8 protein-coding genes are annotated in these 12108 nt (G+C 45.4%); 4 read left to right on the top strand and 4 right to left on the bottom strand.

The window, feature by feature from the left end:
- Positions 1 to 63 precede the first annotated feature (63 nt).
- Together A3738_RS06420 and A3738_RS06415 are read right to left on the bottom strand one after the other, a co-directional pair.
- Entirely contained in the window at positions 64 to 915 is an 852-nt protein-coding gene (locus tag A3738_RS06420; RefSeq protein ID WP_068502588.1) for a 6-carboxytetrahydropterin synthase, read from the bottom strand.
- Positions 916 to 1007: 92 nt separating this feature from the next.
- Complete coding sequence (locus tag A3738_RS06415) at positions 1008 to 2222, bottom strand: 1-acyl-sn-glycerol-3-phosphate acyltransferase (protein WP_082878207.1); 1215 nt, start codon at positions 2220 to 2222, stop codon at positions 1008 to 1010.
- Between A3738_RS06415 and A3738_RS06410 the strand changes: the two genes are divergently transcribed.
- Entirely contained in the window at positions 2203 to 2826 is a 624-nt protein-coding gene (locus A3738_RS06410; RefSeq protein WP_068480142.1) for a TIGR04282 family arsenosugar biosynthesis glycosyltransferase, read from the top strand. The genes A3738_RS06415 and A3738_RS06410 overlap by 20 nt on opposite strands.
- A 52-nt stretch (positions 2827 to 2878) precedes the next feature.
- Here the strand turns inward: A3738_RS06410 and A3738_RS06405 are convergent, their stop codons facing one another.
- Together A3738_RS06405 and A3738_RS06400 are read right to left on the bottom strand one after the other, a co-directional pair.
- Positions 2879 to 4840, bottom strand: a complete 1962-nt coding sequence (locus A3738_RS06405) for a class I SAM-dependent methyltransferase (RefSeq protein ID WP_197472466.1) — start codon at positions 4838 to 4840, stop codon at positions 2879 to 2881.
- Between the two features lie 171 nt (positions 4841 to 5011).
- Complete coding sequence (locus tag A3738_RS06400; protein ID WP_068502585.1) at positions 5012 to 7069, bottom strand: flagellin; 2058 nt, start codon at positions 7067 to 7069, stop codon at positions 5012 to 5014.
- Positions 7070 to 7449: 380 nt separating this feature from the next.
- Here A3738_RS06400 and A3738_RS06395 point away from each other — a divergent pair, with 380 nt between their 5' ends.
- From A3738_RS06395 to fliD, 3 genes are all read left to right on the top strand, one after another.
- Positions 7450 to 9543, top strand: a complete 2094-nt coding sequence (locus A3738_RS06395; protein WP_068482113.1) for a flagellin — start codon at positions 7450 to 7452, stop codon at positions 9541 to 9543.
- An 85-nt stretch (positions 9544 to 9628) separates the two neighbouring features.
- Entirely contained in the window at positions 9629 to 10006 is a 378-nt protein-coding gene (locus A3738_RS06390; RefSeq protein WP_068482116.1) for a flagellar protein FlaG, read from the top strand.
- Positions 10007 to 10113: 107 nt separating this feature from the next.
- Positions 10114 to 12096, top strand: a complete 1983-nt coding sequence (gene fliD / locus A3738_RS06385; protein ID WP_068482119.1) for a flagellar filament capping protein FliD — start codon at positions 10114 to 10116, stop codon at positions 12094 to 12096.
- Positions 12097 to 12108 lie beyond the last annotated feature (12 nt).

Here is a 12108-nt window from a genome sequence, read left to right as displayed (position 1 = left end):
TTAGTAAAGCACAACAATTAAAAACAGCCCATTGAATTAGGGGCTAAAAAGTTTAAATTTTGCTTACTTTCTTTCAGCTATCGCGCCTTTGCCTACACCCTCGTATGCTTTCACGAGATAGTGGTTGTTTGGATGTTTCGCGAGGCACTGGTCTGCAATGTATGCAGCGATTAGTTCAACGGTACTATCGGTGTCGATGATATGAACACGTTTAGATGGTAGGGTTAGTTTGAAGCGACCCTGTTGCGCGGTGTAACAGAAACTCGTGTGTTCTTTGCCATTGATATCGAGAACTTTCTTTACGTCCTCTTTTGTGCCGATATAAATGTTTCGGAAGCACGCACTCCAGTAATCTTCTAATTCAGAACTGCGTTTGTGATTCTCAAATATCTCAATTTTAGAACGATGGCCATGTACGATGCGTTGGCAATTGCCTAAGTGTTTCTTTAATCCGTGGCTGTAATGATAATACGCACCTTCGATTTGCTCTTCATAAAGCTTAAGCGTAACGCCAGTCACATTGCTTGGCAGTACATCTAGGATCTTATCTTCAAGGTATTTAGAGATGCTTTTCGTGTTGACTGTTTTGGCGTCAAGCAACACGACAGAGTCTTTCGGCGACTCATGTTCAAAGTGACCGAGCTGAGAATCCCAATTTAGACGGACTTTATGCTGAGATTGCTCGATCGACAGGTTTTTCAACTGTGTTGAGATAACAAAACGATGATCAACTTCGGTATCTATGAGTTGTTTAATTTGCTTTTTAACGTCACCAAAATCAAACACCATACCTTGATCATCAAGCTCGCCCTGCAATTCAATATCAACAATCCAGCTTTCTCCCATAATGCCGCGTTGAGCGTCGAAATATGAGAAGTCGATGACTGTTAAATTTTGAACAAAAAGGCGGTTCATGGCGAATCCTGTTTGGTAACCAAATGGTCAATGAATAGCGCTGCGGAGTCTACCAAAGTGTAGGTTTAAAACCACTTATTTCCCAATCAAACTTACACTTTTAATGCAGCGCGCTGGAGGATACTCGCTTGAGCGTAGTTTTGGATGACCTGTTTGGCTAGATCATTAATCAAATTGTCTTCAATCGTGACTGAAAGGCGTTTATTTAAAACTGTTAAACTGGTTTGTTCTTCTTCTGCCAGATCTGCTGGAGGAGCGTAATTATTATGGACTAACTTGTCGCATAATGAATTAATTGGAAACACGCGATAACTGCAATGCATTTCGCGATCTATCTTTGAAGCAAACTGACCATAGATGTCTTGCCCATGGGCGTTTGTTCCATCAAGCGACACCGGAGCTCCAAAGTGAACATGTATCTGCCCCTTACTTCCAATAATTCCTGTGAGTGTTTCGAACTTGTCGCTAGCGAGTTTCTCTTCAACAGTGCTTTTAGACTGTGAGATGATGCGCTTAGCTTTAATCTGATCGCAAGGGTCCCATTCGTATGAGAGCGTGATGGGGACAATTTTTAGTGCGTTAAGGTATTCGAGTTGTTCCGTTTTTGGCTTGCTTAAACTCATCATCTTGATGAGTGCAGGGTTAGTCGTATCAATATTATTAATCGCACGTCCTTCTCTTTGTGCGAGCCATACACTCTCATTAAAGGTATGGATAATCTCAGAGATATACGACGATTGCAGTTTGAGTGATCGAAGCAGTGCTTTTGGTGATGTGACCGATCTATTCACGCGAAAACATTTATTGAGTAATGCCATGCGCGTTGCGGTTTTACTAAGCAAGAGGTTATCGCCAATTGCACTGTGTACGGTAGAGCGGCCATCGTTGTATAGCGCGGTATTTATCAGTACTGGATCTAAAACAATGTCTCGGTGATTCGAAATGAATACATAAGGCGTGTTTGGATCGAGTTGGTCTAAGCCTGTGCTTGTTAAACTTGAATAAGTCCCTTCAATTTTTGGAACTAATCGCGTTATGAGCCAGTCTTGTATTTCTGCGATCGTTGAGCATGCATACAAATCTGTTGTATCGAGTGTTTGGCCCGGAAATAATTGGCCGAGTACAAACGATAGGCGAGTGCTGTCGTGTAATTCCTGCAGTATGACGTCGACTTCTGAGTCGTCAAAGCAACGGACACTTTCGTATAAAGACTTAAAGGTTTGATCGAAAAGCATGCTGGGATCAGTATTATTAACGTTGTTCTTACTCTTACTATAGACAAATAAAATGCAGAGTGCTGTTTTCATTCAATTTGCAAAGTACCCCGTTCTAGGAAACGTAAAGACACGCCTTGCTCGTTTCGTTGGTGAGCAGGGTGCTCTTGACGCCCATATTCGTTTGACGGCGGCGGTTAACCAACAACTGAATCGGTATGGAGAAACCCGAGACAAGGTTGATGTAAAGTTGGCACTTGCGAGCGGAGGCGGTATTAGTCATAAAGAGTGGATCGATTCTCTCACTTTTGATTATTGTCTTGAGCAACCTAGTGGCGATCTAGGTGCAAAAATGCAAAGGGTTATGTTCGATGCCCTAGAGCATTATGACTATGCCTTTATTGTGGGGAGTGATTTTCCAGTACTCGATGATGACTTCTTACAGCAAGCAATCAATTCGCTTAGCAATCATGATTTTGTATTCGCGCCAACAGAGGATGGAGGCTTTGGCTTAGTCGGGCAGAGAGCATGCGGATTTACATCATTTGGTGAAATCGAATGGGGCACCAATCGCGTGCTTGAGCAAGTTCAAAATCGCATGACAGAGCTTGGATTTAGTTTCTCGCTATTAGATAAGCGTTTTGATGTCGATGAATTAGAAGATTGGAAACGCTGGCTTCAGAGCGACTATAGCTAGTCGCTCTTTACTGAATTGAGATAGCTTCAACTATCTACGTTATCGCTGCTAGTTAATGGCTACCAAGTTTTCTTACGAAGACATCGAGCATTTGTTCTGCTTGTGCGGCTCTGCGAGCGCTTGGTCGCGGAAACACTGAAATCAGTCCCGCGTTTTGTATTAGGTTGAACGCTTGTTCAACGGTATAGAAGTGTGCGTTGTCATTAAACAATATGTCTCTACACCCAGACGCACTGTAGAAGAATGGGCTTTCAAGAAGCTTGTTCCATAACCCGCTTTCTTTTTCCAACAGGATCGAGCTTCTAATCAGTCGAATATTGTCTAGGTTTGCTTGCATGCCGCGGGCTTTTACTAGCTCGGTGAGTACACCAGTGATCTCTCTGTGTTCCGTGCCTGGGCAGTTAATGCGCGCAACGCCATCATCATTTAACAGGTTGATCCATGCGTCTAGCTTTGAGAAATCAAAGCCTTGCCCAAACTCGATATAATCAAACTTTTCGATGTCTTGTGGTGGTAGCGCGTAGTCAGCAACAGCGAACTCAAGATTATCACATGCGCTATGTTGAGTACGCATAAGGGCATAGGCCATGTCTATTTGGCTCGCGTCAGCGCCTAGGACAGAAACATTAGTGAACTGATTGGCGTAGTCGAAGGCCTTTTGGCCAGAACCGCAGGCAAGTAATAACACGCGAACAGTTTTACCTTGCCAACTCGAAGGTGGAAGAGTTGGTGCCAGCTTTTGTTTCAAGGTTGCGTAGAAGTCTTTCTTCTGAGGAGTCTTGATCGCCGCCCAGCGCTCTTTGCTTCTCGGAAGGCCGTTCTCTAACAGTTCCGCCATCGTTTGACCAAACAATGTGTAGCGAGCATGATGCTCTTTGCTTAGTTGATATAGCGACACCTCTAACAGGCTTTGCATGGCGATTGGCCAGTCTTCTAAGTCGTAGCGTAGTAAGTCAAACGAGAAGCTCTGCACGTAGACTGCTTCGTACATACCCAAGAGAATTAATGCGCCTGAAATATCATCTATATCTGCCTTTTCGTAGCCGATATTCGTTGCGATCTGAAGCTGTATTGCCTTGATATGGTTTTGTTCTTCTTCTGTCGCTATGAGTGCGTAGTCGGTGTGGGATGCGTAAACACCAATTGCGATTGCGCAGGCTTGAAGCTCAGTTCGAAGAGTTTGGTTGATCGCGCATTCTGAAAAGATTGAAAGTCGAAGTAGGGTTACTAACTCTTCGAAATGTACGCTAGGTACAACGCCGGTCTCTAAGATACAGAGAAGCAATTCATCTTGAGCAAGTACATCGATGTCTAGTGCGGCTTCAGGATTTGTTAGATCATATTTATGCGTGATCAACTGCCCAGCGAACTCAATCAAACGACGCGTATCGATATCTTCTAGACGAAGCAGGTAATTAAGAAGCAGCTCTAACTCAACGGTGTAGGTATCGCATTGAAGATTCTCGATGCACTCTGTTATTTGGTGATGAATTTCTGTGCTTGTATGGCCATGTGCCAAGATACTGCGGTAGTGCAAGAAAGCAGCATCATATTGTTTGGTTTCGAGTAAACAGAATGCGATACCGGTAAATGCAGGCAGAGAGCTTGGCTCAAGATCGAGCACTTTATTGAATAAGGCTTGCGCTTGTGAATAGTTGCCTAGGAGTGCTTGGGCATTCGCATTGTTTAGCAGGTAATTCGCATTGCTTGGCTCAAGCATGCCGGCGCGCTGAAAGTATTCATTCGCCAGCTCTGTTAAGTCCAAATCAAAGCTAATCCGACCGGCAAGGTTTAAAGTTGCCGCTCCTGGAATGTCTTGCTCGATTACTTGTTCGATCTGGACTAGTAGTTGATTCAGTGCGGTCGTGCGTATCGCATCGCTAGAACTAAGTGCGGCATTTATCGTGTTGTAGTCTTGGTTGATCTGTATGACTCGTCGAGCTAGATCTGCCGCTTCAGTGGGTGAGAGGCGGGTGCTTTGATGGACTGTGATTGAGCCTTCTTGTGGAAGCATGAGGTAAACCTTTTCCGCTAATACTGGTAAATAAGTGATTTGTTTCGTTATTAAGGTAAGTAGCGAATGACGTGCCAAATATGATTTTGATTCAAAAAAATAATTTACTAAGTTATTGAATAAAAACAAAAAAGCCGGCATTTGGCCGGCTTCAAGAGATGTGAGCCTAGCTTACTGAAGAAGCTGCAACACACTTTCAGGCTGTGCATTGGCCTGAGTCAGAATTGATAGGCCGGCCTGCTGAAGAACCTGCGTTCGCGATAGCTCTGCAGTTTCTGCTGCGAAGTCTGCGTCTTTAATTCGAGAGTTCGAAGCAGACAGGTTTTCGGCTGCAATTTGTTGATTCTGAATCGTGGACTCAAACCTGTTTTGAATCGCACCTAAGTTCGCACGCTGCAGGTTGATGGTATTTAATGCGTTATCAACAGCATCAAGTGCTGCGATTGCGCCGGCAACCGTAGAGACGTCAATGTCTTTAACAAGAATGCCATCTTCCGCGCCACCATATTCGCCAACTTCGAAGCCTGAATTGCCGATGTTGCCGGTGAGAGTTTCAAGCGTGATCTTACCTGATGATTCAAGTGAGATTGTGCCGCGTGTTTCTGTACCAGTTGCTGGAAGACCCAAGTTAGCGAAACTCGCTGTAACAGCGCCGGTGTAGTTGTCGAGCACCATGTTTCGACCATCTTCAGCGATGAGTCGGTAAGTTGAACCGAATGCTTCAGCGCGGACACCACTCTGACCAGCTTTGTTATTGATCGCAGTGATTGTTGCGTTTTGAATATCGGTTGTCGTTGCCGTAGCACTCACAGAAATATCAATGCTCACGTCATTAATATCGAAAGTACCCGTAATCGCAGTACCAGTGGTCAGCCCTCCGCCATTTAATATGTTAGCGTTGACCTTCGCCACAACGCCGGTTTGCTCGCTAACACGGTTAATAGCTTCTGCTTTCGCGATAGCACTTTGATCAGAGTTGGCAGTAGACGCCGTGTCAAATGTTGTGAGAGTAGGGCCAACTGGAACGCCATTTATAACAATGTCACCAGATGCAAGTGCTGCACCCGGAGATGGCGCGCTTACAACACCAGAGTTGTTGCCACTATACGTTCCAACAGCTAAGCCAGCGTTCCCAATACCGCCTGTCGTTGTATCGACACTAATTGGAGAGCCGTCGTCTGAAACTAGCGTAAATGAGCCAGTGTATGTTGCGGCTGCCGCAAGGCCGATCGCGCTTGCCGTTGCTGTACCATCCGCCAAGACAACGTTTCGACCATCTTCCGCTCGTAACTGAATGCCTTCTGTTGGATTGCCGTTAAAGATAGCTTCGACACCAGTTTGTCCAGTGAAGTTATTAATCGTTTCGGCGACAGATGTTAGGTTTACTGTTTCACTAAGGTTGGCACGTGTTTCAACGTCAATGGTAATACCATTGATAACAATGTTTCCTGTCACGTTAGCAGAGGTGAAAGAGTTACCGTCGACAAATGTACCTTGAATCGAGGCTGATACACCCGTTTGCTCAGAAACAGAGTTAATTGCGGCTGCTTTTGCTATTGCAGATAAATCGTTGTTAGAGCTGGAAAACGCGTCGTCAACGCCTGATGATGCACCAATAGCTATGCCGTTGATGACGAGATCACCTGCCGCGAGGGCAGCTACAGGCGGCGTTGAAGCGGTGCTGCCCGGCGAGGATGAAATGCCATCAGTAGGTGAAACACCTAGTTGAGTAACATCTGTACCTTCAATACCGAAGCTTACATCTTCACCTTCATTTGCGCCGATTTGGAATGTAACATCGGTGAAGGATCCGTCTAGTAACTTGGTGCCGTTAAATGTTGTTTGGTCAGCAACACGTTCGATCTCAGTAATAAGCTGCTGAACTTCTTCATTCAAAGCTTCACGGTCTTGCTTGCTGTTCGTTGCGTTAGAGGCTTGTAGTGCCAAATCACGGATACGAAGTAGGTTGTCAGTCATCGAGCCGAGCGCGCCTTCAGCAACCTGAGCGAGTGACACACCGTCGCTGGCGTTTCGGATCGCGACTTTTAAGCCTTGGACTTGCGCGCTGAAGCGGGTAGAAATTGCAAGACCTGCTGCATCGTCTTTTGCGCTGTTAATACGCAAGCCTGAAGATAAGCGTTGCAGGGCTGTTTGGTTTTCGCTCTGAGACTTATCTAGGTTTCTTTGCGCGTTGATAGACGCAAGATTGGTATTAATTATTTGTGGCATGGTCTTCCCCTTCAGCCATACATGCGTGCAAATTCAAAAAATATTTTGGCGTGTTTGTAACGAATCGCCGATTGATTACTGTTCAGCGAATTCTGTGCCATGTTTGGTTTTTACTTTTATTAAATATTATAAATCAATGACTTATAGGGTTTTTTGTTTGAGGTTAAAATATGGGTGGGTTTTGATATGCCAAAAATCGGACACCGCTTGCCGCTTTTATTACAGACCTTAACACTCCGTAACAATATAGTTGCCGTTTCTTTTAAAGTTTATTTCCCGAGTGCCGTTAAGGTTTGCAACGAGTTCGACTTACAAGACATAGTTCTGTTGGTCAGAACTATGGTGTCGAACAGCAGATTGCTCAATTCAGGAGAGACGATATGCCACAAATAATTAATACTAACATCGCATCCTTAAACGCTCAGCGTAACTTGGATAGCTCTCAGTCAGCACAGGAAACAGCGTTGCAGCGTTTGTCTTCTGGTCTTCGTATTAACAGTGCAAAAGATGATGCAGCTGGCATCGCGATTGCTAACCGTATTGACGCTCAGGTTCGTGGTTTGAGCGTAGCATCACGAAATGCGGGTGACGGTGTCTCGCTTGCACAGATCGCTGAAGGTTCTATTGAATCGATTTCTACAAGTTTGCAGCGTTTACGTGAGCTTTCGGTTCAGTCTTCGAACGCTTCGAACGGTGATTCAGAGCGAGTTGCTTTGAATCAAGAAGCGCAGCAGTTGATTTCAGAAATTGAGCGAACTGCAGGTTCTGCAACATTTAACGGCGTAAATCTGCTAGACGGTTCTTTCCAAGGCAAATCTTTCCAAGTTGGCGCAAACGTTGGTGATGAGGTAACGGTTAGCCTAGGGTCTGTTGACACATCTTCACTTGGTTCAGCAGCCTCTTCTGGTGTGTCTAGTAACTCTAGCAAGGCAGCGATCGCAGCGAACGCCACAGGTGCCGCCCTTCGTGAGCTTGTTGCCGGCGATTTGGTAATCAATGGAGTGTCAGTTGGTGCATCATCTGGTGGTTCTGACACAGCATCAGCACTACTTAAGAGCTCAAGTGCAATTTCAAAAGCTGCTGCAATCAATGCAGTAAGTGACCAGACTGGTGTTGTAGCAACGGCGAATGCTAACACAGTAGAAGGTACTTCAGTAACGTCTGCATCTGGTACTACTGCGGGCACGCGTGTCGTAACTATTAATGGTGTTCAGCTGTCCTTGGTTGTTGCGGCATCAGGTGCGAACAACGCTACAGCTACTCAAACAGAACTTGGTAAAGTAGCTGATCAAATTAATTCTCGCCAAGACGCAACCGGCGTTACCGCAGCGGTCGTTGAAACTGACGACGGTTTCCGCGTTGATTTGACGGCTGAAGATGGTCGTAACATCTCGTTATTAGATGGTACGGCTGGTGACGCTGCTGCTGCAGGTTTACGTGCGGGTGCTGCAACTAACGCAAACGTCTACGTTGGTAATGTTACTTTATCAAGCACTGACGGCTCGGATATCACTCTTAGTTCAACAACAGGCAATATCGATAATGCCGGTTTTGAAACTGGTACATTCTCTGGTAACACTGCTTCAGTAGTTGGTGATAACTCTTCAGATGCCAGCCGTGCTGCGTTGGTTTCCGGTGACCTAACTATCAACGGTGCTAACGTTGGCGCTACCTTCGCAAGCGACGATACAGCTTCTACTGGTAGTCAGTCTGCTAGTGGTATCGCTTTAGCTGCAGCTATCAACCGCATTTCTGATACAACAGGTGTTTCAGCAACGGCTAACCAAAATACGGTCAACTCTGCTGCAGTATCGGCCGGTGCAGTCGCAGGTCTTACGATCAATGGCGCTACAATTAACGCTGGTGCGGGCAGCTCTTTAAGTGAACAGGTTACTAATGTCGTTGAAGCGATCAACCAAGCCTCTGGTCAAACAGGTGTTCGTGCTGAGGTTCTCGATGGTGACCAGTTAACTCTTGTTGCTGATGATGGTCGCAACATTGTCGTTGGTGGTACGGTAACAAACACTGGCCTTACAGCTGATACCTATGTAGCTGGCGTAACTTTAACTGGCGGTGGCGAAATTAACCTAGGTAGTGAAACTGGTGACATCGAAAGTTCTGGTCTGAACATTGGCTCTTACGGTGCGACAGAATCTGGTACGCTCCTTAAAGATGTGGATATTTCTACAGCTGATGGTGCTAAAGCAGCGATTGCCGCAGTGGATAATGCAATTAACACTGTGAACGCAGAGCGGGCGAAACTTGGTTCGATTCAGACGCGTTTTGAAAACGTTATCTCTGCTAACGCGATTGCGATTGAAAACTTCTCTGCATCATCAAGTCGAATTAAAGATGCGGATTTCGCAGCAGAAACGGCTGCGCTTTCAAGAGCGCAGGTTCTTCAGCAGGCCGGTATTTCAGTATTGGCTCAGGCTAATGCTCGGCCTCAGCAGGTTCTTTCACTTCTTCAGTAATAAGAAGCTAAGGACTTTTTGATCTTAGTGGCAGAAATCATTGTGCCACTAAGGTTAAACTTAAGCTAAGGATAAGGGTGCAATTATGAATGACGTTAAACTCGTAAACACTGAGTTCGCTTTGAGGCAGGGAGCTTCAGAGGTAACGCTTCCTGCAAAAACGACTGCAGGGGATTCAGCACCAAATCGTCAAGCGGATGAGATCGCTTCTGAACTAACTGATGTTGCCGAGCAGGGTGCAGAGCAAGTAGAGCAAGCGGTCGCGAATCTAAATGAATATGTTCAATCGGTACAGCGAGATTTGCAGTTTCGATTGGATGACACGTCAGGAAAAACAGTGATAACTGTTTATGATCGGAGTACTGAAGAGGTAGTTCGACAAATTCCAGATGATGTCGCTATTCGTTTGGCTCGAGATTTGCAGCAGGATGAACCGATAAGTTTATTTAAAGCAAAAGTTTAGATAAACCGGCAATCCGGTGCTGAATATGTAAGGGCAAAAGGTAAACTTTTGCCCTTTTTTGTCCTAGGCTAGTCTCGCTAGGGTAAATTATTTAAAAGGTAGTAATTATGGCTAACGTATCATCTGTAGGTATTGGTTCTGGCGTTTTGACCAGTGATCTTATCGATCAGTTAGTCTCTGCTGAAAGAACGCCTACAGAGAATCGCTTAAATTCACGAGAAGAATCCGTCACGGCTGAGCTGTCTTTATTCGCTCAGATACAATCTGCAGTGACAGATATCCGTCTTCCTGCTCGGAATCTAGCTAACCCCGATACATTTAATGAATTGACCGTCAATACAGGTAGTTCTGCCTTTACGGCAAGTACAAATTCTAAAGCGATTGCAGGTAACTATACGCTTGAAGTTACTAGTCTCGCTAAATCACAATCTTTGAGTTCTGGAACTTTCGCCGACTCCGATACAACGCAAGTAGGAGAGGGCACACTAGCCTTCACTATTGATGGTGTGACAACAAATCTCGCGATCAATTCGTCGAATAATACCTTGGATGGTATCGCGTCAGCGATTAATGAAGAGTCTGCGTTGGGAGCGAGCGCAACGGTTATTAACAATGGTTCTGGCTATCAGCTTGTTATCACGAGCAGTGAAACAGGTGTTGCGAAGGCTATAGAAATTAACGTTACTGATTCGGACGGTAATAACATTGATGGGACAGGGCTGTCGCAGCTTTCCTATACCACAGGGGCACAAAACCTAATTCAGAATCAGGCAGCAACTGATGCGTCGTTTAACTTCAACGGCATTGCTATTACGCGTACCTCGAATACCGTTGATGATCTTGTTGAAGGTTTGACAATCGAACTCAAAGGTACAAACACAGGCTCACCGGCAAGTCTTACTGTTGAGCGCGATGACGATGTGGTTGTCGAGAAAGTTCAAGAGTTTGTAGATAAATATAATGCCTTGCGAGCGTTGATTGTTGAAAACTCACAGATTGATCCAAGTAATCCTGCGGCAGCCGGCCTATTGGTTGGTGATACAGCTACGCGCTCAATTTCCAATCAAATCCGAAATATCTTAGGTAGAACAATCGAAGGTTTGGGTAATGATCCTGTACGGGGCCTTGCTGAGCTTGGTATCTCTACCAATAATGACACTGGAAACCTTCAGTTTAATGAGGCTGAATTCCGCGAAAAATTAGAGTCGAGCCCAGAGTCTGTTGCGGCGGTATTTTCTAAGCAGGGCCGTACGACCGATGGGCAAATTGAGTTTTTGAGAGCAGGGTCTGATACAAAGCCAGGTAGCTACGATATAAATGTGACGCAACTCTCAACGAAGGGTGCGTTTACAGGTGCAAGTGCATTGGCCGCCAGTACGGTGATCGATGGCGATAATGATACGTTTACGTTGAGTATCGATGGTAATAGTTCAGCGACAATTACCTTAACAGCAGGTACTTATAATCAAGCAGACTTGGTTGCAGAAATTCAATCTCAGATCAATGCGGATCAAAGCTTATCCAATGCTGGCGTAAGCCTTGTTGTCGCGCTAGATGGTTCTAATCAGCTTACGTTTACCTCTGATAGCTATGGTAGCAATTCCCAAGTTCAATTCCTTGGTGTTGATGCAACGACCTTAACTACGCTTGGCATAGATGCTGTTGCTGGTACGGCTGGATTAGATGTCGAAGGCACAATCAATGGTGTTGCTGCGACCGGTACCGGACAGGTTCTGTCGGGCGCATCAGGCACTGATGTGGCGGGGCTCTTGGTAGAAATCCAAGGTGGTGCGACAGGTAGCCGAGGATCTGTTAGCTATATCGAAGGTGTAGGTGAAAAGTTAGTTGACCTTATTAACAACTTTTTGTCCGTAGATGGTACGATAACCGCCAAGAATGAACGTTTAAATTCTGAGCTTGATAGCATTGCGTTATCGCGTGCAAAGCTTGAGGAGCGTCTTACAAATTTAGAAAGTAATCTTGTACGACAATTTACCGCTGCCGATATACTTATCGCGCAGTTAAACAGTACGCAAGATTTCATCAAGGGCCAGCTCGAAGCTTTAGCTGGTACCGGAAGCGATGACTAGTGGAGAATTATA

Source organism: Oleiphilus sp. HI0066 (assembly GCF_001635725.1).
Note: the sequence above shows the minus strand (reverse complement) of the source record. Positions and strands in the feature narration are given on the sequence as shown.